The sequence below is a fragment of the Sphingobium scionense genome (genome assembly GCF_014197035.1).
Classification (GTDB): Bacteria; Pseudomonadota; Alphaproteobacteria; order Sphingomonadales; family Sphingomonadaceae; genus Sphingobium; species Sphingobium scionense.
Window position 1 is genome coordinate 1 of record NZ_JACIEU010000002.1, and the last position, 26563, is coordinate 26563.

Sequence of the window (26563 nt, forward strand, 5' to 3'; positions counted from 1 at the left end):
CCCATGGTGCCACACTCCAAAGTCGCGGCCCCATTGATTCAGATTTTCACCGCCTTGGGAATCCTCCGTGAGTCAGACAATGCGCAGGTTGGTATAACGCGCCTGTCGAACGGCGGGACCGGTCACGCCCAGGCATCCCCCATGCGCGCGTCAGGCGACAGCGAAGCGACCGGAACATGCCGGTCACGCGCCCCTTTCATCAGGCGCTTGGGTGCCGGAAATTCCCTGAGTGGATCATATGATCGAGGTCGTCGCCAGCGGGCGAATCAGCACAATCGTCTGGAGCAAGGCTACCCCGCGTGAAACCGTGTTTCAAAAATCAGCGTGACCCAATTTTTTGGCAACCTGAAACGCGGCAAGTCCCTCCTGGAAGAAGGGGGGATGGGGGGTATCTTAATCGACCAGCCAATCGGATATAATTTCGCCCTTATGCCCTTCGGGCGCCAGCGCCGCGCGCAACGCTTCCAATAGTGGCGGAAGTGCCTGCGTGAAAGCGTAGGGCGGGTTGACGATAAAGAGGCCTGCGCCGTTATAGATGCCGGGTTGCTCGCTATCGTATAGCCAATGCTCCACCAGCAGCAATTTCGGGATGCCGAGCTTGCATAGCTGCTTCTTCCAATGCCAATGCGTGGCGCGGTCTTTTAGCGGATACCAGATCACCGTCACGCCATGCGCCCATTTGCGGTGAGCTGCGGCGAGGGTGGCAGTGATGCGGGCGCGTTCGTTCGTCTGCTCGTAGGGCGGGTCGACCACCACCACGCCGCGCGCGGTGCGGGGCGGCACCATAGCCAGCCAAAGTTCATAGGCGTCGCGTTCATGTATGGCCGCGTTGGTGCCGCGCATCGCGCCGCGCAGGGTATAAGCGTCTTCCGGGTGCTTTTCGTTGAGGATCAGGCAATCCTGCGGGCGCAAAAGCTGTGCCAAAAACTGCGGCGAGCCGGGGTAAAGCTGCGGTTCTCCACCCACATTCACCGCCTGCACGGCGGCGCGGTAGTCGTCCAGCAAGGGGTTCGGGTCGGCAAAAGCCCGCAGCACGCCCTGCGTCGCCTCACCGGTGCGTTGAGCTTGGTCGCCGCCAAGGTCGTACAGGCCGCAGCCGGCATGAGTGTCGATCAGAGTGAGCGCGCCCGGCTTGTGCTGCAAGGCCCGCACCAAGGCGATCAGGAGGCTGTGCTTGACGACGTCGGCGCTATTGCCGGCATGGAAGGAATGGCGATAATTCATTGTGACTCAAGATCCTGACGATCTGCCTTTACGAGCTGTTGGAGCTTCTGCAAAGCGAAGCGATAGTAGCGCCGGTATTGGCCGATGGCCGACCGCTATCCCCTCACCTTGACCACACGCCCATAAAAAAGCGGCGCGGGGTCGTTCCCGCGCCGTTTCTGATAATCGCTGTCCTGTCCTGATGCCGCCGCCCGACCATGCGATCGGGCGGCAGTTTTGATCAGGCCGCCTTGGGCGGGGCGAACTTGGTGAGGTCGATGCCGACCACGGCCTTCTTATATTCGTCCATATTGGGCGTGCGGCCCAGGATGGTCGAAAGCACCACCAGCGGGGTCGAGGCGAGGAGGGATTCGCCCTTCTTGTTCGCCGTGTCTTCCACCACGCGGCCCTGGAACAGGCGGGTCGAGGTGGCGAGGACGGTGTCGCCCTTGGCCGCCTTTTCCTGGTTGCCCATGCACAGGTTGCAGCCCGGACGCTCCAGATAGAGGGTGTTCTCATATTCGGTGCGGGCGGCGTTCTTGGGGTGGCTGTCGTCGAATTCGAAGCCGGCGTACTTCTTGAGCACATCCCAGTCGCCTTCGGCCTTCAGCTCGTCGACGATGTTGTAGGTCGGCGGGGCGACGACCAGCGGCGCCTTGAACTCGACCTTGCCTTCGGCGGCTTCGATGTTCTTCAGCATCTGGGCCAGGATCTTCATGTCGCCCTTGTGGACCATGCACGATCCGATGAAGCCCAGGTCCACCTTCTTGGTGCCGCCATAGTAGGAAACCGGACGGATGGTGTCATGGGTGTAGCGCTTCGACACGTCGGCATTGTTGACGTCCGGGTCGGCGATCATCGGTTCGTCGATCAGGTCGAGGTCGACGACGACTTCGGCATAATATTTGGCGTTGGCGTCGGGCGACAAAGCGGGCTTCTCGCCCGAGCGGATCTCGGCGATGCGCTTGTCGGCCAGGGCGATCAGGCCACGCAGCGTGCCGGCGGCATTTTCCATGCCCTTGTCGATCATGATCTGGATGCGCGACTTGGCGATTTCCAGCGACTCGATCAGCGTTTCGTCTTCGGAAATGCAGATCGACGCCTTCGCCTTCATCTCGGCGGTCCAGTCGGTGAAGGTGAAGGCCTGGTCGGCCAGCAGCGTGCCGATATGGACTTCGATGATGCGGCCCTGGAAGACGTTCTCGCCAGCGAACTGGTGGAGCATCTGCGCCTGGGTGGCGTGGACGACGTCGCGGAAGTCCATATAGGGCGCCATCTGGCCCTTGAAGGTGACCTTGACCGACTGCGGGACCGGCATGGTCGCTTCACCGGTGGCCAGCGCCAGCGCAACCGTGCCCGAGTCCGCGCCGAACGCCACGCCCTTCGACATGCGGGTGTGGCTGTCGCCGCCGATGATGATCGCCCAGTCGTCCACGGTGATGTCGTTCAGCACCTTGTGGATGACGTCGGTCATCGCGTGATAGACGCCCTTGGGGTCGCGCGCGGTGATCAGGCCGAAATTGTTCATGAAGCTCATGAGCTTGGGGATGTTGGCCTGGGCCTTCTTGTCCCACACCGATGCGGTGTGGCAACCCGACTGATAGGCGCCATCGACCAGCGGCGAGATGACGGTGGCGGCCATCGCCTCCAGTTCCTGCGCGGTCATCAGGCCGGTGGTGTCCTGCGATCCCACGATGTTGACCTTCACGCGCACGTCGGAGCCGGCATGCAGTATCTTGCCCGGCGTCACGCCCACGGCGTTGCGGTTGAAGATCTTCTCCACGGCGGTCAGGCCCTGGTCCTCGACCGTGATTTCCTTGTTCGGCGCGAACACCTTGGGCGCTTCGACGCCCAGCGTTTCGGCGGCGAAGGTCTGGAGCTTCTTGCCGAAGACGATGGCGTAGCTGCTGCCCGCCTTCATGAATTCCATCTTCTGCGGGGTGAAGGCGGCGGCGACGTCGACCAGTTCCTTGCCGGCCTCGTCGGTCAGCTTCTTGTTCTTGACGTCGATCTTCAGCACCGTGCCGGTCGCGACCGAGAAGGTCTCCTCCAGCACCGGATTGCCGTCATTGTTGAGGATGGCCTTGCCGTCCGGGCCGGTCATCTTGACCCAGTTCTTCAAGTTCAGGCCGATGCCGCCGGTCACGTCCACGGTGGTCGCGAAGATCGGCGAGATGCCGTTGGTGCCGGCGACTACGGGCGCATAGTTGACGAAGGGGACATAGGGGCTCTGCTGCTTGCCGGCCCACAGCGCCACATTGTTGACGCCCGACATGCGCGAGGAGCCGACGCCCATCGTGCCCTTTTCAGCGATCAGCATGACGCGCGCGTCGGGATGCTGGGCCTTCAATGCGACGATTTCCTGCTGCGCTTGCGGAGAGATCATGCACAGGCCGTGCAGTTCGCGGTCCGAGCGCGAGTGGGCCTGGTTGCCCGGCGAGAGCAGGTCGGTCGAGATATCGCCTTCGCCCGCGATGAAGGTCACGACCTTGATCTCGTCCTCGACCTCGGGAAGCTTGGTGAAGAATTCGGCCTTGGCATAGCTTTCCAGCACGTCCTTGGCGACGGCATTGCCGGCCGCGAACGCGTCGCGCAGGCGGAACATGTCGGCGTCGTAGAGGAAGACCTGGGTCTTCAGGACGTCGCCCGCCTGAACGGCCAGCGCGGCGTCATCGCCGAGCGCGATGTCGAGCAGCACGGCGATCGAGGGGCCGCCCTTCATGTGGCTGAGCAGTTCCAGCGCGAAGGCCGGGGTGATTTCCGCGACGGTGACGTCGCCCAGCACGATCTTCTTGAGGAAGTCGGCCTTCACGCCGGCAGCGCTCGTGGTGCCGGGCAGGGTGTTGTAGATGAAGAATTTGAGCGCGTCGGCGCGATGTTCGCTGCCCGCGTCCTGGATCAGGGTGATGAGTTCGGCGACGAGGGCGCCGTCGTCGATCGGCTTGGGCGCGAGCCCCTGGACTTTCCTGCTGTCGATTTCGGCCAGATAATCCAGGTAGATGCTCATTATATATCCAATGCCATAAAGTGTATGAATCCGGGCGCAGCACCATCGGACGGCTTTATGGACCGACCTGGGGCGGTGACGGGTCGCGCGTAGGCGAAGATCGCCCGGCTTGCAAGCTGCCCGATAGACCCGGATGTGCCTGTGCGGATCGCTCCGGCGGTGGCTGCGCAAGGGCTGGCCCCGATCCGTAGCGGCGGGCAGGGGCCAAAGCGGATATTGGGTGCCGCCATGATGTCCGCAACCCATCTTATGTTGCCCAAGCGGCTCCAACATGTCCCGTGAAGAAGAGGCATGCGCTCGGCCGGTGTCGCAATTGTGAGAAATTGTTGCGCGGTCGGTCCGCGGCGCCATCGATGATTGACCGCTTTCCTCTTCCTCCACATCAGCCGCTGCAATTCTAATGCGACTAAGTCGCACTATTATTTCAACGGGGGTCTGACATGCCATTTCCTGCAATCTTCTCGACGCGCGCTTATCTGCTGGGTGGGGCGGCCCTTATCGGCGCGCTCGCGCTGCCCTTCGCCGCCCAGGCGCAGGCGCCCGCGCCCGACACCGATGCGCAGTCCAGCGCGATCGTCGTCACCGCGGCCGGCTATGAGCAGAATATCATCGAGGCGCCGGCCAGCATCACCGTGCTGGGGCGCGAGGAATTGCAGGAAAAGCGGTTCGGCAGCCTGGCCGAAGCGCTGCAGGACGTGCAGGGCGTCGATGTCGGCGGCGAAGCGGGCAAGACCGGCGGCCTCAACATCTCGATCCGCGGCATGCCCAGCGACTATACGCTGGTGCTGATCGACGGCCGGCGCCAGAATGCGCCCGGCGGCGTCACGCCCAACGGCTTTGGCGAAACCTCCACCAGCTTCCTGCCGCCCTTTTCCGCGATCGACCGGATCGAGGTGGTGCGCGGCCCGATGTCCACTCTCTACGGATCGGACGCGATGGGCGGCGTCGTCAACATCATCACCCGCAAGGTCGGCGATCGCTGGGTCGGCACCGCCACAGCCGAAAGCACGATCCAGGGCGACGACCGCTTCGGCAATATCCAGTCGGTCAACGGCTTTGCCCAGGGACCGATTATCAAGGGTCTGGCCGGCCTGACCCTGCGCGGCAGCGTCTTCCACCGCGCCGGCTCCGACATCGAGATCCCCGGCGATCCGGCGCTGACGCTGGGCCGGAACCCGGTGGAATCCGACATCTACAATTATGGCGGCCGGCTGACGCTGACGCCCCATGCCGATCATGACCTGTGGTTCGAATATGATCGCAACGAACAACGCTATGACAATAGCGGTGGCCAGCTCGGCACGCTGGGGTCGGGCGGCTATGCCCCCGAACAGCGGTTCAACCGCAGCAACTATGTGATCGCGCATAGCTGGCGCATGGGGTTCGGCCAGCTCGACACCACCCTGACCCGCAACGAGACCGAGACGATCGGTCGCCTGATCCCCAATGGCACGCCGGGCGCGGTGCCGGGCAGTCCGCGCACGCTGGAGGCGCGCAACGACATTCTCGATTCCCGCTTCGCCGGCAAGGTCGGCGCGATCGCCTTCACCGTGGGCGGCCAATATTGGAAGGCGCGGATGGTCGAGGGCGTTGCCCCCGAACCGTTCACATTCACCCAATGGGCGGGCTTTGCCGAAGCGACGCTGACCGTGACCGACGGCTTCAACATCACCGGCGGCGCGCGCTATGACAATCACTCGACCTTCGGCGACAAATGGTCGCCGCGCGCCTATGCGGTGTGGAACATCAATGATGCGCTGACTTTGAAGGGCGGCGTCAGCCGCGGTTTCAAGACGCCGCGGGTCGAACAGATTGCCGATGGCATCATCGGCTTTGGCAGCCAGGGCCGGGTGCCGCTGCTGGGATCGCCGGGCCTGACGCCGGAAACCAGCACCAGCTATGAGGCGGGCCTCTATTATGACGGCGACGGTTTCTTCAGCGGCAATGTCACCCTGTTCAACAATGACTTCACCGACAAGATCGCCAGCGGGCCGGGGGTGCCCAATTGCCAGTTCTCGGCCGCGCCCAACCTGCCGGGCTGCGTCGATGTGGGCAATTTCCCCAATGTCGAGATGTTCAGCCAGTCGATCAACATCGACAAGGCCCGCACCCGCGGCATCGAGCTGGCAACCCGTTTCGCCCTGACCTCCGCCCTGTCGCTGTCGGCCAACTATACCTATACCGAGACCGAGCAGCTCAGCGGATCGGAAGAGGGGCTGCCGCTGATCGGCATGCCCAAGCATATGCTGAACGGCAATCTGCGCTGGAAGCTGGGCGACAAGGCCAGCGTCTGGGCGCGGGCGGAAGTGCGGTCGAGCCGTTATCGCGGCGCCAATGTCCAGCAGACGGCCGTGGGTGACTTCCGCAGCTATGAAGTCTTCCACCTGGGTGGTTCCTACCAGGTCGCGCCGGCCTTCCGCCTGTCGGCGACGCTCTATAATATCCTCGACACCGACTATGCGGTCTATGTGCCCTATCAGACTGCGGCCAATGTGACCGCCTGGACCCCGGCCTATTCGATCAACCAGGAAGGGCGCCGCCTCTGGCTCTCGGCCACGGTCGACTTCTGACAAGATAAGCTGCCCCTCCCTGCGCGACAGGTGCGGGGAGGGCGGCGCGATTTCAGCAACGCATCAGTAGGTCGTCTGGCCGGTGACATTGCCGCCGTCCAGATAGCGGCAGACGAGTATCTCATCCTCCCCGCTGGCGACGGTGACGAGCGCACATCCGACCTGCGCCGTGTTGCGCCAGATCATCTGCGTATAATGCCCCACATCTTCCCACTGGCCCGATGTGCTGACGTCGGTGAACACGCCGTTCTTGAACGCCGCTTTCTCGTCGATCCACATCGTCACCATGTCTTCGGGCGTATAGGCGCCCTTGCTGCCCCGCCACAGATTCTCGCCCTCGGCGACCAGCGAACCATCATGTTCGAGATAGCTCAGCGTCTGGAGATTGGCGCCCCATCGCGCGGCGTCGGCGGCGAGCGCGGGGCTCCAGCTGAGATTGGGCACCCCGATCTGTCCCCGTTCCGCATTATGGGCGGCCAGGACGCGCTGGTCGAAATTGTCGAGCCGGTTCTGGGCCTGTGCCGGCAGCGCAGTGGCCAGGGCCAGTAAAATGGCCGCAGACCGCTGCACCGAGGCACGCATGATATGCTCCAGCATCATCAACCTCTCCTTGCTCTGATGGTAGATCGGGCCGGGGGCATCAGCCGAATTTTTCGAGCAGATATTGCGAAACCCAGATCTGGGTGCCGGCCAGATGGGGCAGCGCCAGCCTGGTGCGCTGGTCAAACCGCAATTGCCGGGCCAGCCCATCGCCGATGGCGGCCCCGGCGGCGAGTTCATGCGGATTGAAGCTGTTCCGCACCCGGCGCAGGGCGTCGCGCACGCGGTCGCCTTCATCGCCGGTCAGGGGCGCGGGTAATGGCCCGCCATAAGGGGTTCCGCTTGCGATCAGGCCGAGCAGGTTCGCAAAGTCATCGGGTTGCAGCTCCACCCATTGATGAGGGCGGAGAACGGCCTTCGGGCGAAAGATCGCGGCGGTTGCCGTCACGATACCCCCGGTCAGATAGAGGTAGGGGCGTTGCCGGGGCGGGGGTTCCGTCGCAATCTGTGGCGCCAGCACCGGCGCTACCGTATCGCCGTAAAATTCCAATGCCCTTTGGCCGACGGTGGCGGTTCGCACGTCCGGCCAGCGAAGCTTGACCGCGCCGGCCATCGTCTTCGGCCCAAAGGGAGCCGAAAGGGCGACAAACTGGCCACGCTGGTCATAATAGCCGCCCTTGATATAGCCGCTGCCGATGTCGACGTGCATCACGCTGCGGCGGTCGGCGGGACGCACGATCCAGTCATAGCCCAGCCGCGCCTGATCCTTGATCGAGATGATTTCGGGCGTGATGCCCGTTCGTGCGGGAAGGCCGGCGATGAACTGCTCCACCCGACCCGGCGCGAAATCGATGAGGCCGCCCGAAACCAGCACGCCAATGTCGCCGGTCTGCAATCCCTGCAGGGACTTCAGGCGATCGATGTGGCCGGCCACGATCTCCACGCTCTGGGCTGCCATGGCGTCATCCGCTGCGGGGCCGAGCGGACTGGCGAGTTCTCTTTCCACGAAGGCCTTGCCGGTGGGTTCCGGTGCCATGCGCTCGAAGCCCGAAAGCGATCGCTGGCCCAGTCGGTCATGGTCGAACCGGTAGGCCGAGACGCTCATTCCGCCCCGTCGGATTTCGACCACGCCATAGGTTTTCCCCCGGCTTGCCTGCGCACGCGTCCCTGCAGGCATCAGGGGCAGGCCTGCGACCGATGCTGCCGTTGCGCCGATGAATGCGCGCCTGCTCCAAGCCATCGCCGTCCCCCATGTCCAGGCAGGCGCCGGGACTAACCCCGGCAAGCTGCGACAGACGGATTGCTATGACGATGTCGGGTCCGAAACAATCGGGCTATTCCGGATGGCCGATGGCGGAAAGCCCTTAGGGGCGATGGCGCCGGGACAGTGGCGTCTGTCCTACAGCGCCCGCTTTCCGTTATACTGGCCCCGGCGCTTTCCCATCGTCCGCGCCCATACATGGCCTCGCAGGATAATTTCCATCATCGGCATGAAAATGTCAGGATGTGCGGGAAATATGCGAAGTTAAGCGCGGCATGTCCTATTTTTGCCGCGCCGGACTCAGCCGCTGGTGGCGCCCCAGACGTCGCTCGCCTTCACGAAGCCCTTCTGGCCCTTGACGTCGAACGCGCACCAGCCGCCTGAGCAGGAACCGATCCGGCCGACCACGCCCTTTTCGGCGCGGAAAAGGGTGCGGCTGGTGTCGCTCGCGCCCTCGTGCATCGGTGCTTGCGCAGCCGTGACGATCGCGGTGGCGGTATCGCTCAGCAGGCGGACATGCATCCAGCCCTGGGCACCATCGGGATCTTCCACCTTGCGCCACAGGCCCAGCACCTGCACCACCTTCACCGGCAGGTCGCGGCGCTGATAGACCCAGTTGGACGGGTAATCGAGGCTGGGGCCGACGCGCATCCGGGCCTCGTCATGCGACAGCGACGCCCAATAGGGCACGGGCTTGGCCGGGGCCGCCGCCGCGCCGCTCATGTTGGTCAGGGCCGCGATCATGCCCGCGCCCAACAGCAGGCGCTTCATGCCCGACCCTTTGCCCATATCACCCATGGTCTTTCCATACGCGCGTCCTGCCGGTCGCGACAAGCTTTCAATCGCAGGCAGAAGCATATCCGCTTGACCGGCGGTGCAGGCGGGAATAGCGGCCTTGCTATGGCCAGGAAACCGCGCCCCGCAACGCCGCGCGTCATCGTGACGCGCCGCCTGCCGCCCAATGTGGAGGCGCGCATGGCCGAACTGTTCGACGCCAGCTTCAACACCGGCGACATTCCCATGAATCGGGCCGAACTCGCCGCCGCCATGGCGCAGTGCGACGTGCTGGTGCCCTGCATCAGCGACCAGATCGATGCAGATCTGATCGCCGGCGCGCCCGACCGGCTGCAACTGATCGCCAGCTTCGGCAGCGGCGTCGACCATATTGACCTCGCCGCCGCGCGGACCAGGGGGGTGATCGTCACCAACACACCCGGCGTTCTGACCGAAGACACCGCCGACATGACCATGGCGCTGATCCTCTCCGTGCCCCGCCGCCTGGCGGAGGGAGAGAAGCTGGTGCGCTCGGGCCAATGGCATGGCTGGAGCCCGTCGGGCATGCTCGGCCATCGCATCGGCGGCAAGAAGCTGGGCATCATCGGCATGGGCCGCATCGGCCGCGCCGTCGCCCGCCGGGCCAGGGCCTTCGGCCTCTCCATCGCCTATCATAACCGTCATCGCCTGCCGTTCGAGGTGGAGCAGGAACTGGAGGCGAGTTGGCATGACGATCTCGAAACGTTGTTGCGCGAGAGCGACATCGTCTCGATCCATTGCCCGCTCAACGCCGACAGCCGCGGCCTGATCGACGCGCGGCGGATCGGCCTGATGCGGCCCGACGCCTATCTCATCAACACCTCCCGCGCGGAAATCACCGACGAGCCGGCGCTGATCGCGGCGCTCGCCGAAGCGCGGATCGCCGGCGCCGGGCTCGACGTCTATGCCCATGAGCCGGCGGTCGATCCACGGCTGCTGGCGCTCGCCAACGTTACCCTGCTGCCCCATGTCGGCTCGGCGACGTTCGAGGGGCGCGACGCCACCGGCGCGCGCGTCATCGCCAATATCCGCAGCTGGGCCGATGGCCATCGGCCGCCCAATCAGGTGCTCGAAGGCTGGGTCTGATCGCTGCGCGGGCGGAACAATGCGCGCTTTCCTCCGTTTGGAAACCTCAGAGAAACGGAAGGAAGCCCACCATGATTCGTCTTGCCATCATTGCCCTCGTGATCGCAGCCGTGCTGGCCGTCCTTGGCTTCGGCGGCGCCGCCGGCACCTTCGTCGGCATCGCCAAGTTGCTGTTCGGGATCGCCATCGCCCTGTTCCTGATTTTCCTCGTGCTGGGCCTTCTGGCTGGCAAGGGCATCAAGGATGCGATAGACTGACACGCATGATCGAGATTGGCGCTGGAGTGGATGAAACCGGGCGGTTGCTGCGCGATGAGGCCGGATTCCTGCTCCAGCGCGATCTGGGTGGCACTTGGCGACTGGTGCTGCTGCGCGTGCCGGTCGATCATGTCGAAAAACGGGTCCGGGTGCGCGGCTATTATGCCGGCAACGACATTGTCGAAGCGGATGGCGTAGCCGCCGCCTGAGCCGGCATCTGACTATCTTGCCAGAATCGTTGCGCCGCGCGATCAGTTGCGCCCATGCGCAAGATCATTTCCCTGATGCTCGCCGTTGCGGCGCCCGCTCTGGCTCACGCCCAGACTCCCCATGACCAACTGACCCAGGTGATCGACGATCACTGGACATGGTATCTGTCGGTCCATCCGGTGGAGGCGACCGCGCGCGGCGTGCGCGATTATGACGACCAGATTTCCGACCTGTCGCTTGACGCCCGCGATGCCCAGATCAAGGCGGAGCAGGGCTTCGTCACCCGCCTGGACGCCGTGTCGGAGGCCGGACTGGACGCCGCCGACAAGGTCAATCGCGCGGTGCTGCTCTGGATGCTGCGTGACGACATCGCCAGCGACAGGCATCCGGCCGAACGGCTGATGCTCTTCACCACTTATTATAGCTGGCATCAGGGCTTTTCCGGCATGGCCGACGGCCTGCCTTTCTACACGCGCGCCGATTATGAGAGCTATTTGAAGCGCCTCGCCCTCTACCCCAGGCAGAATGGCGACGGTATGGCGATCACGCGGCAGGCGATCGAGGGCGGCTATGTGCTGCCCTGTTCGGTGCTGGGCGGCTTTGCCAAGGGGATCAGCGGCATCGTTGCGGGTCCGCCGGAAGGGACGCGTTTCTACGAACCCTTCACCCGTACCAAGCCGCGCGACATCAGCGATGCCGACTGGACGGCGCTGCAGGCCCGCGCGGTGGCGGTGATCCGCGATATCATCACGCCGGAATATGGCAAATGGCACGCCCTGTTCGTGGCGGATTATCTGCCCAAATGCCGCAAGAGCGACAGCGCATCGACCCTGCCGGGCGGGGCGGCCTGGTATGCGAGCCGCGTGCGCACCCACACCACCACCGACCTGACGCCCGACCAGATTCACCAGATCGGGCTGGATGAGGTCGCGCGCATCGGCAAGCGGATGGACGCGATCGCAGCCAAGGCCGGCTATCCCAGCCGCGCGGCCTTCATCCGGCATCTGCGCACCGACCCCAGTTTTTATGCCAAGACGCCCGAGGAACTGCTGCGCGTCGCCGCGCGCCAGGCCAAGACGATCGACGGCCTGCTGCCGCGCTATTTCGCGACGCTGCCGCGCCTGCCCTATGGCATCAAGCCGATTCCGGCGGCCGAGGCGGAGGGCACGACCACGGCCTATTATGGCCCCGGCGCGCCCGAAGCGGGGATTTCCGGCACCTATTGGGTCAACACGTCGAAGCTCGACCAGCGGCCCTTCTGGGAATTGCCGGCGCTGACCGCGCATGAGGCGGTGCCGGGCCATCACAACCAGATCGCGCTGCAGCAGGAATTGCCGCTGCCGCCATTCCGCAAATATCTCGCCGGCTTCACCGCCTATGTCGAGGGCTGGGCGCTCTACACCGAATATCTGGGTGAGGAGATGGGTCTCTACGACACGCCCGAAAAGATGATGGGCCGCCTGTCCTACGAGATGTGGCGCGCCTGCCGGCTGGTGGTCGACACCGGCATCCATGCCAAGGGCTGGGACAAGGCAAAGGCGGTCGCCTTCATGAAGGCGAACAGCGCACTCAGCGACGCCAATATCGATGCGGAGGTCAATCGCTATATCAGCTGGCCGGGGCAGGCGCTGGGCTACAAGCTGGGCGAGATCAAGATCCGCGAACTGCGCGCGCGGGCGGAGCAGCAGCTTGGGGCCAAATTCGACCTGCGCCGCTTCCATGACGCCGTGCTGTCGCAGGGGGCGGTGCCGCTCACCGTGCTGGAAAGCCAGATAGACGGCTGGATCGCTGCGGAAAAGGCGCGCTGACAAGAACGCCGATAAAGGCAAGATATGGGGCGGGGCGGGACTGATTTCCACGCCCCGCGCACAATAAAAGTGCAGCCCTCGTGCGCTCTGCTGCGAATGATTTTCAGTAAGCGAAAATGGCGGAAATAAAGGCGGTTTCGACCATTTTGTCCCTTTGACTTGGCGGTGGCAATCTGTATGCCACCGCTCATCGGGACACACTTGCTTCGACCATAGGTTGGGGCGCCTCCCTCCACCTTGCCGCGTCTTCGTGGCTTCTGGTGGGAACGCGACGCTTCCTTCCGCATGGCCGGGCCTATGCGAGGAGACGCATATCTTATGACCGCCACCGGACAGGATACTCTCGGCACGCGCGACACGCTCAATGTCGGCGGCAAGGACATCGCCTATTATTCGTTGAACAAGGCGGCTGCGAAGCTTGGAGATGTTTCGCGCCTGCCTTTCTCGATGAAGGTGCTGCTGGAAAATCTGCTGCGCTTCGAGGATGGTGTGACCGTCACCACCGACGACATCAAGGCGATCGTCGACTGGCAGAATGACAAGGGCAAGGCGGAGCGCGAGATCCAGTATCGCCCGGCGCGCGTGCTGCTGCAGGATTTCACCGGCGTGCCCTGCGTCGTCGACCTCGCCGCCATGCGCGACGCGATGAACGCGCTGGGCGCCGACGCGGCCAAGATCAACCCGCAGGTGCCTGTCCACCTCGTCATCGATCACTCGGTCATGGTCGACGAATTCGGCACGCCTCAGGCGTTCCAGGACAATATGGAGATCGAATATCAGCGCAACATGGAGCGCTACGATTTCCTGAAATGGGGCAGCAAGAGCCTCGCCAATTTCTACGCCGTGCCGCCGGGCACCGGCATCTGCCATCAGGTGAACCTGGAAAATATCGCCCAGGGCGTCTGGTCGAGCGAAGGCGCCGATGGCGCGACCATCGCCTATCCCGACACCTGCGTCGGCACCGACAGCCACACCACCATGGTCAACGGCCTGGGCGTGCTGGGCTGGGGCGTGGGCGGTATCGAAGCGGAGGCCGCGATGCTGGGCCAGCCGGTGTCGATGCTGATCCCGGAAGTCGTCGGCTTCAAGTTCACCGGCAACCTCAAGGAAGGCGTGACCGCCACCGACCTGGTGCTGACCTGCACTCAGATGCTGCGCGCGCGCGGCGTGGTCGGCCGCTTCGTCGAATATTTCGGCCCCGGCCTTGCCACGCTCAGCCTCGCCGACCGCGCGACGCTGGCCAATATGGCGCCCGAATATGGCGCGACCTGCGGCTTCTTCGGCATCGACGACAAGACGCTGGACTATATGCGCCTGACCGGCCGCAGCGACGAGAATATCGCGCTGGTCGAGGCCTATGCCAAGCAGCAGGGCTTCTGGATCGACCCGTCGGTCGAGCCGATCTTCACCGACACGCTGGAGCTGGACCTCTCGACCGTGGTCCCCAGCCTCGCCGGCCCCAAGCGCCCGCAGGACCGCGTCGCGCTCCCTGAAGTCGATGACGTGTTCAACGCTGACATGGTCAACACCTACAAGAAGGCGCAGACCCGCGTTCCGGTCGAGGGCAAGGATTTCGACATTGGCGACGGGGACGTCACCATCGCCGCGATCACCAGCTGCACCAACACCTCCAACCCCAATGTGCTGATCGCCGCCGGCCTGGTCGCCAAGAAGGCGAACGAACTGGGCCTGAAGCCCAAGCCCTGGGTCAAGACCTCGCTGGCGCCCGGTAGCCAGGTCGTCACCGACTATCTGGAAAAGGCAGGCCTTCAGGCGCATCTCGATGCGATCGGCTTCAACCTGGTCGGCTATGGCTGCACCACCTGCATCGGCAATTCGGGGCCGCTGGCCGAACCGATCAGCAAGGCGATCAATGAGAATGGCCTGGTTGCCGCTGCCGTCATCTCGGGCAATCGCAACTTTGAAGGCCGCGTCTCGCCCGACGTGCGCGCCAACTTCCTCGCCAGTCCGCCGCTGGTCGTCGCCTATGCGCTCAAGGGCACGGTGATCGAGGATTTCATCACCACCCCGATCGGCACGAGCAAGGATGGCGAGGCGGTCTACCTCAAGGACATCTGGCCGACCAATGACGAGGTCGCGACCACCCTGGCGGGCGCTGTCGATCGTCAGATGTTCCAGGCCCGCTACGCCAATGTCTACAAGGGCGATGCTCATTGGCAGGCGATCGAGGTGACCGGTTCGGACACCTATCAGTGGCGCGCGGGTTCGACCTATGTCGCCAACCCGCCCTATTTCGAGGGGCTGACCATGACCCCGGCGCCGGTCACCGACATCATCGGTGCCATGCCGCTCGCCATCTTCGGCGACTCGATCACCACCGACCACATCTCGCCGGCCGGATCCATCAAGGCGTCGTCGCCGGCCGGCAAGTGGCTGAGCGAACATCAGGTCGCGCAGGCCGACTATAACAGCTATGGCTCGCGCCGTGGTCATCACGAAGTCATGATGCGCGGCACCTTCGCCAACATCCGTATCAAGAATCTGATGCTGGACGGCGTCGAGGGCGGCATGACCAGCTATGATGGCGAAGTCATGCCGATCTATGACGCGGCGATGAAGCACAAGGCCGACGGCACGCCGCTGGTCGTCATCGGTGGCAAGGAATATGGCACCGGATCGTCGCGCGACTGGGCGGCCAAGGGCACCAACCTGCTCGGCGTGCGCGCCGTCATCGTCGAAAGCTTCGAGCGCATCCACCGCTCGAACCTGGTCGGCATGGGCGTGCTGCCTTTGGTATTCAAGGACGGCCAGACCCGCGACACGCTGGGCCTCAAGGGCGACGACAGCTTCACCATTACCGGTGTCGCCGACCTCAAGCCGCGCCAGGATGTCGAAGTGCAGGTCACCCGCGCCGACGGCTCGACCTTCAGCTTCACCGCGCTCTGCCGGATCGATACCGTCAACGAGCTGGAATATTTCCTGAACGGCGGCATCCTGCAATATGTGCTGCGCAAGCTGGCGGCCTGAGCGATTTCAAGTCAGATGGCACATCTGACGACTTGGAAATCGCGGCAAACAAAGAGCAGGAGCATGTCCAACTTCGGCGGACCATGCTCTTGATCGCTTGACGCGCTGAGCTAAGGAATGAGGGCTCTCTCCGCGAGGAGGGAGCCCTTTTTCCTTGGGGGTGGATGGTGGCGCTGTTCGTGGAGATCGTCGGCTGGGCCGGCGCGATATTGGTGCTGATCGCCTATGTCGGCGTTTCGACCGGGCGGCTGTCGGGCGGGTCGGCGACATTCCAGTGGCTGAACGCCGTCGGCGCCGCCTTCTTCATCCTCAACACCTGGTGGCATGACGCCTTTCCCTCGATGGTGCTCAACATCATCTGGGCGGTCGTCGGCTTTTCCACCCTGTGGCGTATCTTCCGTCGGAGAATGTCCCCGTCATGACCCGCTTCATCGATCTCAGCCATGCCATCGAACATGGCATGACCACCTATAAGGGCGTCGCCGCGCCGCATATCTGCGATTACTGGACCCGCGAACAGTCGCGCGCCAACTATGCCGATGGCAGCGCCTTCCAGATGGGGCGGATCGACATGGTGTCGAACACCGGCACCTATCTCGACGCGCCCTTCCATCGCTTCGAGGAAGGCGACGACCTCTCGATGCTCGATCTCGGCCGGCTGGCCAGCTTGCCGGCGATCGTGGTGCGGCGGCCGTTCGGCGCGGTGGGCCTGGCGACGGACGCCGCCCATCTCGACGGCATCGACGTCGACGGCCGCGCGGTGCTGGTCCACACCGGCTGGGACCGGCACTGGCGCACGCCGGCCTATTATGAGGATCATCCCTTCCTGACCGAGGCGGCGGCGCAGATGCTGGTGGTGCGCGGCGCCCGGCTGGTCGGCATCGACAGCCATAATATCGACGATACCCGCCCCGGCACCGGTCGCCCGGTCCATCGCGAGTTGCTGGGGGCCGGTGTGCTGATCTGCGAACATATGACCAATCTGGGCGCGCTGCCCGATGCCGGCTTCGCCTTCACCGCCGTGCCGCCCAAGATCGTCGGCATGGGCACATTCCCGGTGCGGGCCTTCGCGCAAGTCGATCCAGCATGATCTTGTGATGCTGCCTTCAAGCATGACATCGCTGTTAGGCTTCGGCTTTCACTTGAACTGAGAGGCGTTAGCGCCGATACTATGACGATCGGCCGAGAAAGGCCGTCCAAGGAGATTTTACCCATGGCCAATTGGTCCGACCCCCGTTCCGACATCGCAGGCTTTGGCAGTGCCAGCGCCGCGCGCAGCGAGGCGTTCGATGCCGGGCTGCGCAAATATATGCTGTCGGTCTATAATTATATGGCGAGCGGCGTGCTGCTGACGGGCATCGTCGCGCTGCTGTTCGCATCGAGCGGCCTTGCCTATCAGGTGTTCGCCGGCCCCGGCATCCTCAAATATATCGTGATGTTCGCGCCGCTGGCCTTTGTCATGGTGCTGAGCTTCGGCATCAATCGGCTGTCGACCGTCGCCACCCAGGCGCTGTATTGGGCCTATGCGGCGGTGATGGGCGTGTCGTTGTCCTACATCTTCCTGGCCTATACCGGCACCTCGATCGCGCAGACCTTCTTCGCGACCGCCGCGGCCTTCGCCGGCCTCAGCCTGTTCGGCTACACCACCAAGAAGGATCTGTCGGGCTTCGGCACCTTCCTGATCATGGGTGTGGTCGGCCTTCTGGTCGCCAGCCTGATCAACATCTTCCTGCGTTCCAGCATGATGGATCTGGTGATCAGCGCCGTCGGCGTGCTGCTGTTCGCGGGCCTCACCGCCTATGACACGCAGAAGATCAAGAGCATCTATGCCCATGTCGCGGGCACCGACATGATGGGCAAGTCGGTGGTGATGGGGGCGCTGAACCTCTATCTCGACTTCATCAACATGTTCCTGTTCCTGCTGCGCCTGTTCGGCGATCGCCGCTGATAGCGGTTGAACGGAAAGCCAAGAAAAGGCCCGGCGGACATCTCCGCCGGGCCTTTTGCTTTGTGGGGAAGGGGCAGGCTCAGCCCTGCTTCTGCATTTCGGCGATCAGGGCGTTGTCGATCTCCTTCTGCCGCTTATAGGCGGGGCGTTCGCGCAGCCGGGCGGCATAGGCCTCGAACGCCGGGCGGCTGGGGATGGTGCCAAAGGCGAGCCCCCAGTCGATCTGCGCGCCGACATAGACGTCCGCCGCGGTGAAGGTACCGCCGCAGATCCAGCTACGTCCGGTGACCGCCGTTTCCAGCGTATCGAGCGTGTCGTCGAACGAACCATAGCCCGCGCTGCGCTCCCGCCCCTCGGGCAGGACGAAGCCCATCGCCTTGTTGGTGACTGCGGCCTCCACCGGACCGGCGGCGAAGAAGAGCCAGCGATAATAATCGGCCCGGTCATCGGTCGCCGGCGCCAGGCCGGCGGCCGGGAAGGCGTCGGCCAGATAGGCGCAGATGGCAGCGCATTCGGTCACCACCTTGCCGCCATGGACGATCGCCGGCACCTTGCCCATCGGGTTGATCGCGCGATAGTCAGCCGTCTTCATCCCGCCGGCATAGTCCAGGATCACCGCCTCATAGGGCGCGCCGACCTCCTCCAGCATCCAGCGGGCGATCTGCCCGCGCGACATGGGGTTGGTATAGAGAAGAACCGGGTCCGCCATCATGCATCCTCCTAGAAAAGTGGCGGGAACATATCATGAACGACATGGTCCCGCCAGCGCGATCATTGCGCCGGGCTTGCGGCAGGTGCCGCCGCCGGCTTGTCGCGATACCGATCGAACCAGGCGATGATCGCCGCCGCCTTGGCCGCCGATTGCGATGGGCGGGCGGCGATGCCGCCATGGCTGGCGCCCGGCACCTTGACGAGGGCGGTCGGCACGCCCCGGATCTGCAACGCGCCATAATATTGCTCCGCCTCGCTCACCGGGGTGCGATAATCCTCGCTGCCTACCACCACCAGGGTCGGCGTCTTGACGTTGCCAACCAGGCTGAGTGGCGAGCGGTTCCAATAGCCCATCGGATCTTCCCAGGGCTTGTTGGGGAACCAGTAGCGCGAGGTGAAGAGCGTGTTGTCCATGGTCAGCGCCTCGCTGATCCAGTTGATCACCGGCTTCTGCGTGGCGGCGCCCTTGAACCGGTCGGTCTTGCCGATGATCCAGCTGGTCAGCACGCCGCCGCCCGAGCCGCCGGTGACGAACAGATTGTCGGGATCGGCCACGCCCGCGGCGATCGCGGCATCGACCGCGGCCATCAGGTCGCCATAGTCGTCGCCGGGATATTTATGATGGATCAGCTGGGCGAATTCCTCGCCATAGGAGGTGGAGCCGCGCGGATTGGTGTAGAGCACGGCATAGCCGGCGGCGGCATAAAGCTGGTCGTCGGTCGAGAAATGCGGGCCATAGGCGGTGTGCGGGCCACCATGGATTTCCAGCAGCAACGGCACGCGGGTGCCGGGCTGATAGCCGGGCGGGGTGACGAGCCAGGCCGGCACGGTGCGGCCGTCGGGCGCGGTCACGGCCAGTTCCTTCACCTGTCCCAGCGCCTTGTGGCTCAGGAAATCCTCGTTGAGGCGCGTGAGCTGGCGGCTCTTGCCGCCGCTGCTGACCGACAGGTCCGCCGGGCGCAATGCCGATCCGCTGGTGAAGGCCAGCGTGCCATTGGCCGCGACGCTGAAATCGCCACCGCTGTATGGCCGGTCGAACGCCGTGCCGGTAAGGCCACTCGCCAGTTCGGTGACATGACCGTCGAGCCCGATACGGGCAAGGCGGTTGACGCCGCGCTCGTCATATTGGGCGTAGAGCGACTTGCTGTCGGCCGCCCAGTAAGCGCGGTCGATGCTGCGGTCGAAACTGGCGGTGATCGCATGGGCGCCGCTGCCGTCGCGGTTCATGACGTAGAGATAGCTGTTCTGGTAGGACAGGCGCTTGTCGTCATAGCCGAGATAGGCGATTTTGCTGCCGTCCGGCGAGACGACCGGCGCCACATCGGGGCCTTCGCGGCTGGTGAGCGGGCTGATAGCGCCCGACGCGATGTCGAGCGCATAGATTTCCGGGTCGAATATCTTCTGCTGCCAGTCGGGCTTGCGCACCGCGCTGAACAATATGGCGCGGCCATCGGGCGTCCAGCTCAACGGGCCGCCATCCTGATACTCGCCAAAGCTCAGCTGCCGGGCCGGGCCGCCATCGGCCGACACCAGGAAGATATGGTCATATCCGGCCTGGACATAGCCGCCGCCATCATTGCGATAATCGACCCGGTCGATCACTTCCAGCGGCTTGGCCCATTCGGCGCCTTCCGGCTTGTCGGGGGCCTTGCCCAGCTTCATCGGATCGGCGGGCACGCGCATGATATAGGCGAGGGACTTGCCGTCGGGCGACCAGGTGACCGATTGCGGGCCGTCCGGCAGGGTGGTGACGCGCACGGTTGCGCCGGTGTCGAGCCAGCGCACGAACAATTGCGGCTTGCCCGCATCCGCGGCGATATAGGCGATGCGCTTGCCATCGGGCGACCAGCGCGGCTGGCTGGCATCGGCGACCAGCGGGCGCTGTGCCCCGGTGGCGGTGTCGACCAGCCAGATCGCGCCCTTCTGCCGGTCGGTCATGATGTCGCCCTGACGGCGGACATAGGCGACGCTCTTGCCGTCGGGGCTGATCTGGGGATCGGTGGCGACCTGCAGCGCGAAGATGTCGCGACCCTCGAACTTCGTGGCAGGCGCGGCCGACTGGGCCGCGAGCGGCAGGGGGGAGAGGGCGGCGCCGAGCAGCAGCGCGGCAAGTATCTTGTGTCGCATGATAACCTCGAAACGGAAGGATGGCGCGAGACTTGCCGGATTTTCCTTTCGTTTCAAGTGCAAGTCGTGGCCGGGGCGCGACAGGCCGGGTCGCGCCCCTTTTATGTCAGCAGCCTACGCCTGCTGCACCAGCCAGCATCCCGCCAAGGCCGCCCTTGCATTTCTTCTTCCTGGGCGGCGGATTGTCGCTCGAGGCATCGGCGCTGTCGTCGCCCTGGCTCATCATCGATCCCATGTCCGGCCCGTTGAGCATCCACATGGTGTTGGACCGATAGCGCACACGGGTGATCCATTCCGGTTTCCAGGCGATCTTGGGATCGGCCGGGCGCGGCGGATAGGCGAAATTGGCTTCCGGCCCATAGGCGTAAAGGCTGCCCATCAGCATGTCGCCGCCCGACTGCACCACCTGCGAGGGCACGGTGCAACTGGTCTGGCTGGGCGGCATCACGACCTTGTCGCCGATCAGCTTGCGCACGGCACCGGGGGACAGCCAGTCCCACACCGGCCCGCCGAACGCCTGGCTGGCCGAGGAGGCCCACCACACCATGTCGCCGCCCTGCTTGGCCGCGAACACCCAGGCATAATAGCCGGTCGCATTGGGCACCGCATTCCAGCTCAACTGGGTCGCGCCACCCGCCGCCGGGCTGGCGCGACCCGTGATCGGCGGCATGAAGTCCTGGTTCAGCGCGAACTTGATCTCGGGCGCATAATTGCCGGCGATGCGATGGTCGCCGATCAGCGATGAATTGCCCGACAGCGTCTTGCGCGTCTGGCCATTGGGCCATTCGCCATAGGTCTTGCTGTTGGTGAAGCGGACCTGCCATTCCTGCGGGATGGCCGCGCCGGTCATGTAGAGGCCGGGCGGAAACTGGCCCCGCGCGACCTTGGCGAAATCGATCACCACCGGCTGGTTCGGCCCGGCGGTCGCGCCGCAGCCCCAATAGATGAGCAGCCGCCCCTTGGGCTTCTCGCCGGGCAGCGCCGGCTCGTCGCTTGGCGTGACCTTGGGCGTGACCAGCGGGACGGAGGCGCCCAGCCGGGCGCCGGCGGGCATATAATGTTCGGCCGCCGGCGAACCGCTCGCGGCCTGGGTCGATCCCAGGCGCAGCACCAGTTCATGGATCGGCTGGTTACCGCCGCCCATCATCATCGACATGGCCCCGCCCATACCGCCGCCGCCCGCCATCGCGGCCATGCCGGACATGGTGCCGGCATCCATCGAATAGCGGGCGATCGGTCCGCCGGCCTGCTGGCTGGCGCCCGGCGTGGCGAGAAGGGTGAAGCTGAGGGTAAGGGCAGCGACGCGCGGCACGGCAGGCCGCAGATGAAGCAAAGTGGACATGCATTCCCCTATGAAGGCGTGGAAGACATGCGACCTTTTTGTTCTGGAGTCGGCTTAGCAGCTTTTGCCGGCGGCGGGGAGAGGGCAGCCGCTGATGACTGCCCTCTCATTCCCGGTTCAGTTCTTCTTGCCGCTGGCCGGAAAATAGCCGCCACAGCGACGTGTGCCATATAGGGTGGAGCCGGTGCCGAATGTCGCCGGGGTGAAGGCGACGGCCTGCACCGGCGCGCTGACGCCAGGCGCGCGGCGCGCGAGCATGGTCTGCACGGCGGCGATCTGGGGCGCATCCACCGGCGCAAAGATCGGTCCCTGCGGCAGGTCGAAATAATCGACGAAGCCGCCGCCGCGAATGCTGGTATTTCCCGATGCGATCGCCTGCCTGGTCAATTGCTGACGATGGGTGAGCGCGTCGAACCGGCCGAGATAGACGACCTGGCCCGGCTTCGCCTCGAACTGGAGCGAGGCGGCATTAAAGCAGAGCGCCCAGCTATCCTGCTGCGAATAGCTGCGCACGACCCAGCGCCCCGGCTTGATCGGGACCATCAGATAGCCGTCGAGGAAATTCTTCTGCTTGGCTTCGAACAGGGCGGTGCCGCTGAGCGGGCCACTGGAAAGCCGGGCTTCCGCATCGACATAGGTGGAGAGCAGCAGCTTGAACGCCGAGTGCATCGACGGGGCCGGTTGCCACCAGTCGGTCTTGATGATGACCAGCGCCTCTTCGGATTGGGGCGTGAGGATGATCTGGCCGGGCGCCTTGGCGTTGGCGACATGCGGCAACAGCGCGCCATTCAACGCGACAACTGCACCGAGCGCTGCCGCCCATTTCCCTATCATGACCATGTTTTCCCCAATCCCTGCGGACCCAATCCGTCCTGCCGATCTGACCGCAATTTCCTAATAATTGCGCAACGGCCGCTGCGCGCCCGTGGGGAGGGGGATCAGGTCCGCGCGAACTGCCCATGGCGCAGGAAATGCACGACCTGATCGGCGACGGGGCGGGTATAGATCATCGCGGTGTGGGCGACGGGCAGGGTGATATGGTCGCTTTCGCCTGGACAATGGGTGGCGGCGACGCTGACCTTGCCGTCATTGGGTGCGCGGAAGATGCGGCTGGGGAGCAGGCCGTTCATCGGCCGGTCGCCCGCGATGATGCCGAGCGGATAATCGACCTCGCCCAACGCCGCCAGCGTGGCCGCGTCGCGGCGGGTGCGCAGCAGCGCACCGGCCTGGTTCAGGATCAGCGGATGGAGGCGCATGCGGTAGAGAAGATCGGCAATCTCACTGCCGCCATTGGGGGTGCCGAGCATGACGACACGGCCCAGATGGTCGGGGCGATGGCGCGCGAGCCAGGCGCGCAGCATGAGGCCGCCCATCGAATGGCCGATGGAGTGGACGGTCCTGGCATGATAGGCCGGGCTGGCGATGATGCGGGCGTGGATATGATCGATGACGCGGGCCAGTGGCCAGCGCCAGCTGGGATAGCCGATATTGGCGACGTCATACCCCGCCCCGCGCAGTCGCCGGGCTAGTAGCGCGGTCTGCACCTGATGGCCGCCAAAGCCATGGAGGAGGATGACGGATTGGGTGTGGGGCAGCATGATGGCATGGGTGTCATGCAACGCTGACGCGGGCAAGGGCATGTGGGTGTAGGGGGAGGGCGCTGACCACTAGAAGCGGCTGTAAATTCCTCCCCTGCAAGGTTCGGCAGAGGCACGCGACTCTGCCGAAGGGAACCACGAAGTGGTGGAGGGGTGTCGCCCTATCGAGAGGGCGACACCCCTCCGTCTGGCCTTCGGCCAGCCACCTCCCCTTACAGGGGAGGATGGCCTAGAACGACCAATTGCGGACATGTTCCCCCTCCCGCAGGCGGGAGGGGGTTAGGGGGTGGGCTGGACGTCGCACAAGCCCACCCCGCTGCGACTAACGCGCTGCGCGCGCAAGTCTCGCTGCCTCTCCCGCCAGCGGGAGGGGAGTGGCGGGAAACCACCCAAATTCGCCTTTCCTTTTCTTCTCCGTGCCTCCGCGCCTACGCGTGATTCATTTTCGCGCGGAGCCGCGGAGCCGCGGAGGTAAGGAGACGGTGGGGCGGCTAACCGCCTGTGCGGCAATGACGGAAAATGAGAGGGGAGTGGCGGGGCCGGGATGCGGCTCTTTGTAGCGCGTGCCCCTCCACCGTGCTGCGCACGCTCCCCCTCCCCGTATCGGGGAGGAATAAAAAAAGGCGGCCCCTCGGAGCCGCCTTTCCCATGTGCCTGTGACAGGCTCTATTTCGTGCCTTCGGGCGCCTTGGTCTTGCCGCCCTTCTTGCCGCCCTTCTTGGGCGCGGCGGGGGTGATCTGGAAGGCGAGCGCCTCATCCTTCATATGGACATGGACCTCGCCGCCATGGACCAGCTTGCCGAACAGCAGTTCCTCGGCCAGCGGCTGCTTGATCTTTTCCTGCATCAGGCGCCCCATCGGGCGGGCACCATAGAGCTTGTCATAGCCCTTCTTGGTGAGCCAGGCCTTGGCATCCTCGTCCAGGGTGATGTGGACGTCGCGGTCGGCCAGTTGCAGTTCCAGTTGCAGCACGAACTTGTCGATGACGCGGGCGACGATTTCCGGCGGCAGATAGCCGAACGGCACGATCGCATCGAGGCGGTTGCGGAATTCGGGGGTGAAAAGCTTCTTCACCGCGTCTTCCTGCACATCCTCGCGGGTCAGCTCGCCAAAGCCGATCGATTCCTTCGCCATGTCCGACGCACCGGCATTGGTGGTCATGATGAGGATGGTGTTGCGGAAATCGACGGTCTTGCCGTGGTGATCGGTCAGGCGGCCATTGTCCATCACCTGCAGCAGGATGTTGAACAGGTCCGGATGCGCCTTCTCGATCTCGTCGAGCAGCAGCACGCTGTGCGGCTGCTGGTCGACGGCGTCGGTCAGCAGGCCACCCTGGTCATAGCCGACATAGCCCGGAGGGGCGCCGATCAGGCGGCTGACCGAATGGCGCTCCATATATTCCGACATGTCGAACCGCTGGAGCGGGATGCCGAGCAGGGTCGCGAGTTGGCGCGCTACCTCCGTCTTGCCGACGCCGGTCGGGCCGGAGAAGAGATAGTTGCCGATCGGCTTGTCGGGATCGCGCAGGCCGGCGCGCGACAGCTTGATCGCGGACGACAGCACCTCGATCGCCTGATCCTGGCCGAAGACGACGCGTTTCAGATCGGTGGTCAGCGATTCCAGCACGCTCTTGTCGTCGGACGACACGGTCTTGGGCGGGATGCGCGCCATGGTCGCGATGACCTGTTCGATCTCCTTGGGAGTGATCGTCTTCTTGCGCTTGGACGGCACCACCAGCATCTGCATCGCGCCGACCTCGTCGATCACGTCGATCGCCTTGTCCGGCAGCTTGCGGTCGTTGATGTAGCGCGCCGACAGCTCCACCGCCGCCTTGATCGCGTCGGGGGTGTATTTGACGTGATGATGCTCCTCGAACGCGGTGCGCAGGCCGGTCAGGATCTTGATCGTATCCTCGATCGTCGGCTCGTTGACGTCGATCTTCTGGAAGCGCCGCAGCAGCGCGCGGTCCTTCTCGAAATGATTGCGGAATTCCTTGTAGGTGGTCGACCCGATGCAACGGATCGTCCCGCCCGACAGGGCCGGCTTCAACAGGTTCGAAGCGTCCATCGCGCCGCCGCTGGTCGCGCCGGCACCGATCACCGTGTGGATCTCGTCGATGAAGAGGACCGCGTGCGGCATCTTCTCCAGTTCGGTGACGACCGCCTTCAGCCGCTCTTCAAAGTCGCCGCGATAGCGGGTGCCGGCCAGCAGCGCGCCCATGTCGAGCGAATAGATGACCGCTTCCTTGAGCACGTCGGGCACTTCGCCCTCGACGATCTTGCGCGCCAGGCCTTCCGCGATCGCGGTCTTGCCGACGCCGGGATCACCGACATAGAGCGGGTTGTTCTTCGAACGGCGGCACAGAATCTGGATGGTGCGATCGACTTCCGACGACCGGCCGATCAGCGGGTCGACCTTGCCGCGCTCCGCCTTCTCGTTGAGGTTGACGGTGAACTGCTCCAAGGCACTGTCCTTCTTGCCCTTGCCGTCCTGCACCTTCTTCTCCTCCTCCGGCGCGCCCTTGGTCTCCTGACGCTCGGGCGCGGGCGTGCCCTTGCCGACGCCGTGGCTGATGAAGCTGACGGCATCGAGGCGGCTCATATCCTGCTGCTGCAGGAAATAGACGGCATAGGATTCGCGTTCGGAAAAGAGCGCGACGAGGACATTGGCGCCCGTCACCTCATCCTTGCCGGACGACTGGACATGGAGGATGGCGCGCTGCACCACGCGCTGGAAGCCGCTGGTGGGCGAGGGATCGCTGGCGCCCTCCACCTTCAGGCTGTCAAGCTCGGTGTCGAGATATTGGGTGACGGCATCGGCCAGTTCGCCCAGTTCCACGCCGCACGCCTGCATCACCTTCGACGCATGTTCATCGTCGATCAGCGCGAGCAGAAGATGCTCCAGCGTCGCATATTCATGCTTGCGCTCGGACGCATGGGTCAGCGCATTATGCAGGGTGGTTTCAAGGGCGGCTGCAAAAGATGGCATGTCTTTTCTACTCCTGGCCCCATTGAGGGGCTGACTTGAACCTTATGTCGGCATTGCTCGACGACGGTTCAAGGGAGAGGCCCTGACCGCCGGAATTGCCAGACTG

At 64.4% G+C, this 26563-nt stretch carries 20 protein-coding genes; 9 read left to right on the top strand and 11 right to left on the bottom strand.

What is annotated here, in order from left to right; genetic code table 11:
- Window positions 1–393: 393 nt before the first annotated feature.
- Both GGQ90_RS01875 and GGQ90_RS01880 read right to left on the bottom strand, forming a co-directional pair.
- The gene (locus tag GGQ90_RS01875; RefSeq protein ID WP_188080574.1) at window positions 394–1224 is read right to left on the bottom strand and encodes a 23S rRNA (adenine(2030)-N(6))-methyltransferase RlmJ; all 831 of its coding nucleotides are present in this window, start codon (window positions 1222–1224) and stop codon (window positions 394–396) included.
- 220 nt (window positions 1225–1444) lie between these two features.
- The gene (locus tag GGQ90_RS01880) at window positions 1445–4210 is read right to left on the bottom strand and encodes a bifunctional aconitate hydratase 2/2-methylisocitrate dehydratase (protein ID WP_188080575.1); all 2766 of its coding nucleotides are present in this window, start codon (window positions 4208–4210) and stop codon (window positions 1445–1447) included.
- Between the two features lie 440 nt (window positions 4211–4650).
- Here GGQ90_RS01880 and GGQ90_RS01885 point away from each other — a divergent pair, with 440 nt between their 5' ends.
- A complete protein-coding gene (locus GGQ90_RS01885; RefSeq protein ID WP_188080576.1) occupies window positions 4651–6780 on the top strand; it encodes a TonB-dependent receptor domain-containing protein in 2130 nt (709 codons plus the stop codon).
- A gap of 63 nt (window positions 6781–6843) precedes the next feature.
- Here GGQ90_RS01885 and GGQ90_RS01890 read toward each other — a convergent pair whose 3' ends face one another.
- From GGQ90_RS01890 to GGQ90_RS01900, 3 genes are all read right to left on the bottom strand, one after another.
- Window positions 6844–7380 (bottom strand): CAP domain-containing protein, encoded by a 537-nt coding sequence (locus tag GGQ90_RS01890; protein ID WP_188080577.1) that lies wholly within the window; start codon window positions 7378–7380, stop codon window positions 6844–6846.
- 40 nt (window positions 7381–7420) lie between these two features.
- A complete protein-coding gene (locus GGQ90_RS01895; RefSeq protein WP_223178051.1) occupies window positions 7421–8425 on the bottom strand; it encodes a hypothetical protein in 1005 nt (334 codons plus the stop codon).
- Window positions 8426–8881: 456 nt separating this feature from the next.
- Window positions 8882–9379 carry an SH3 domain-containing protein gene (locus GGQ90_RS01900; protein WP_188080579.1) on the bottom strand — a complete coding sequence of 166 codons (498 nt, stop codon included), beginning with the start codon at window positions 9377–9379 and terminating at the stop codon, window positions 8882–8884.
- A gap of 102 nt (window positions 9380–9481) precedes the next feature.
- Between GGQ90_RS01900 and GGQ90_RS01905 the strand changes: the two genes are divergently transcribed.
- The 8 genes from GGQ90_RS01905 to GGQ90_RS01940 all read left to right on the top strand — a co-directional run bounded on the left by GGQ90_RS01905 (window position 9482) and on the right by GGQ90_RS01940 (window position 17691).
- The gene (locus tag GGQ90_RS01905) at window positions 9482–10480 is read left to right on the top strand and encodes a 2-hydroxyacid dehydrogenase (protein ID WP_188080580.1); all 999 of its coding nucleotides are present in this window, start codon (window positions 9482–9484) and stop codon (window positions 10478–10480) included.
- Between the two features lie 71 nt (window positions 10481–10551).
- Entirely contained in the window at window positions 10552–10737 is a 186-nt protein-coding gene (locus GGQ90_RS01910) for a DUF1328 domain-containing protein (RefSeq protein ID WP_004211340.1), read from the top strand.
- A gap of 5 nt (window positions 10738–10742) precedes the next feature.
- Window positions 10743–10946: a DUF5818 domain-containing protein gene (locus tag GGQ90_RS01915; protein WP_188080581.1), complete on the top strand. Its 204-nt coding sequence runs from the start codon at window positions 10743–10745 to the stop codon at window positions 10944–10946.
- A 54-nt stretch (window positions 10947–11000) separates the two neighbouring features.
- Window positions 11001–12755: a DUF885 domain-containing protein gene (locus GGQ90_RS01920; RefSeq protein WP_188080582.1), complete on the top strand. Its 1755-nt coding sequence runs from the start codon at window positions 11001–11003 to the stop codon at window positions 12753–12755.
- Window positions 12756–13073: 318 nt separating this feature from the next.
- A complete protein-coding gene (gene acnA / locus GGQ90_RS01925; protein WP_188080583.1) occupies window positions 13074–15743 on the top strand; it encodes an aconitate hydratase AcnA in 2670 nt (889 codons plus the stop codon).
- Window positions 15744–15907: 164 nt separating this feature from the next.
- Window positions 15908–16165 carry a CBU_0592 family membrane protein gene (locus GGQ90_RS01930; protein ID WP_037511247.1) on the top strand — a complete coding sequence of 86 codons (258 nt, stop codon included), beginning with the start codon at window positions 15908–15910 and terminating at the stop codon, window positions 16163–16165.
- The gene (locus GGQ90_RS01935) at window positions 16162–16833 is read left to right on the top strand and encodes a cyclase family protein (RefSeq protein ID WP_188080584.1); all 672 of its coding nucleotides are present in this window, start codon (window positions 16162–16164) and stop codon (window positions 16831–16833) included. The genes GGQ90_RS01930 and GGQ90_RS01935 overlap by 4 nt, the downstream gene beginning before the upstream one ends.
- A gap of 123 nt (window positions 16834–16956) precedes the next feature.
- Window positions 16957–17691 (top strand): Bax inhibitor-1/YccA family protein, encoded by a 735-nt coding sequence (locus GGQ90_RS01940; RefSeq protein WP_188080585.1) that lies wholly within the window; start codon window positions 16957–16959, stop codon window positions 17689–17691.
- Window positions 17692–17770: 79 nt separating this feature from the next.
- Here the strand turns inward: GGQ90_RS01940 and GGQ90_RS01945 are convergent, their stop codons facing one another.
- The 6 genes from GGQ90_RS01945 to clpA all read right to left on the bottom strand — a co-directional run bounded on the left by GGQ90_RS01945 (window position 17771) and on the right by clpA (window position 26457).
- Window positions 17771–18400, bottom strand: a complete 630-nt coding sequence (locus tag GGQ90_RS01945) for a glutathione S-transferase family protein (RefSeq protein ID WP_188080861.1) — start codon at window positions 18398–18400, stop codon at window positions 17771–17773.
- A gap of 62 nt (window positions 18401–18462) precedes the next feature.
- Window positions 18463–20529, bottom strand: a complete 2067-nt coding sequence (locus tag GGQ90_RS01950; RefSeq protein ID WP_188080586.1) for an alpha/beta hydrolase family protein — start codon at window positions 20527–20529, stop codon at window positions 18463–18465.
- 106 nt (window positions 20530–20635) lie between these two features.
- Window positions 20636–21871 (bottom strand): hypothetical protein, encoded by a 1236-nt coding sequence (locus GGQ90_RS01955; RefSeq protein ID WP_188080587.1) that lies wholly within the window; start codon window positions 21869–21871, stop codon window positions 20636–20638.
- 117 nt (window positions 21872–21988) lie between these two features.
- Complete coding sequence (locus GGQ90_RS01960) at window positions 21989–22705, bottom strand: hypothetical protein (RefSeq protein WP_188080588.1); 717 nt, start codon at window positions 22703–22705, stop codon at window positions 21989–21991.
- Between the two features lie 104 nt (window positions 22706–22809).
- Window positions 22810–23469, bottom strand: coding sequence for an esterase/lipase family protein (locus GGQ90_RS01965; RefSeq protein ID WP_188080589.1), 660 nt, complete (start codon window positions 23467–23469; stop codon window positions 22810–22812).
- A gap of 666 nt (window positions 23470–24135) precedes the next feature.
- On the bottom strand, window positions 24136–26457 hold the full coding sequence (gene clpA, locus GGQ90_RS01970) for an ATP-dependent Clp protease ATP-binding subunit ClpA (RefSeq protein WP_188080590.1): 2322 nt from the start codon (window positions 26455–26457) through the stop codon (window positions 24136–24138).
- Between the last annotated feature and the right edge of the window lie 106 nt (window positions 26458–26563).

Bases quoted from the DNA above. Each gene is read 5' to 3' on its own strand.
- GGQ90_RS01875 (WP_188080574.1), bottom strand. From the start codon at position 1,224: ATGAATTATCGCCATTCCTTCCATGCCGGCAATAGCGCCGACGTCGTC.
- GGQ90_RS01880 (WP_188080575.1), bottom strand. From the start codon at position 4,210: ATGAGCATCTACCTGGATTATCTGGCCGAAATCGACAGCAGGAAAGTC.
- GGQ90_RS01885 (WP_188080576.1), top strand. From the start codon at position 4,651: ATGCCATTTCCTGCAATCTTCTCGACGCGCGCTTATCTGCTGGGTGGG.
- GGQ90_RS01890 (WP_188080577.1), bottom strand. From the start codon at position 7,380: ATGATGCTGGAGCATATCATGCGTGCCTCGGTGCAGCGGTCTGCGGCC.
- GGQ90_RS01895 (WP_223178051.1), bottom strand. From the start codon at position 8,425: ATGAGCGTCTCGGCCTACCGGTTCGACCATGACCGACTGGGCCAGCGA.
- GGQ90_RS01900 (WP_188080579.1), bottom strand. From the start codon at position 9,379: ATGGGTGATATGGGCAAAGGGTCGGGCATGAAGCGCCTGCTGTTGGGC.
- GGQ90_RS01905 (WP_188080580.1), top strand. From the start codon at position 9,482: ATGGCCAGGAAACCGCGCCCCGCAACGCCGCGCGTCATCGTGACGCGC.
- GGQ90_RS01910 (WP_004211340.1), top strand. From the start codon at position 10,552: ATGATTCGTCTTGCCATCATTGCCCTCGTGATCGCAGCCGTGCTGGCC.
- GGQ90_RS01915 (WP_188080581.1), top strand. From the start codon at position 10,743: ATGATCGAGATTGGCGCTGGAGTGGATGAAACCGGGCGGTTGCTGCGC.
- GGQ90_RS01920 (WP_188080582.1), top strand. From the start codon at position 11,001: ATGCGCAAGATCATTTCCCTGATGCTCGCCGTTGCGGCGCCCGCTCTG.
- acnA (WP_188080583.1), top strand. From the start codon at position 13,074: ATGACCGCCACCGGACAGGATACTCTCGGCACGCGCGACACGCTCAAT.
- GGQ90_RS01930 (WP_037511247.1), top strand. From the start codon at position 15,908: ATGGTGGCGCTGTTCGTGGAGATCGTCGGCTGGGCCGGCGCGATATTG.
- GGQ90_RS01935 (WP_188080584.1), top strand. From the start codon at position 16,162: ATGACCCGCTTCATCGATCTCAGCCATGCCATCGAACATGGCATGACC.
- GGQ90_RS01940 (WP_188080585.1), top strand. From the start codon at position 16,957: ATGGCCAATTGGTCCGACCCCCGTTCCGACATCGCAGGCTTTGGCAGT.
- GGQ90_RS01945 (WP_188080861.1), bottom strand. From the start codon at position 18,400: ATGGCGGACCCGGTTCTTCTCTATACCAACCCCATGTCGCGCGGGCAG.
- GGQ90_RS01950 (WP_188080586.1), bottom strand. From the start codon at position 20,529: ATGCGACACAAGATACTTGCCGCGCTGCTGCTCGGCGCCGCCCTCTCC.
- GGQ90_RS01955 (WP_188080587.1), bottom strand. From the start codon at position 21,871: ATGTCCACTTTGCTTCATCTGCGGCCTGCCGTGCCGCGCGTCGCTGCC.
- GGQ90_RS01960 (WP_188080588.1), bottom strand. From the start codon at position 22,705: ATGATAGGGAAATGGGCGGCAGCGCTCGGTGCAGTTGTCGCGTTGAAT.
- GGQ90_RS01965 (WP_188080589.1), bottom strand. From the start codon at position 23,469: ATGCTGCCCCACACCCAATCCGTCATCCTCCTCCATGGCTTTGGCGGC.
- clpA (WP_188080590.1), bottom strand. From the start codon at position 26,457: ATGCCATCTTTTGCAGCCGCCCTTGAAACCACCCTGCATAATGCGCTG.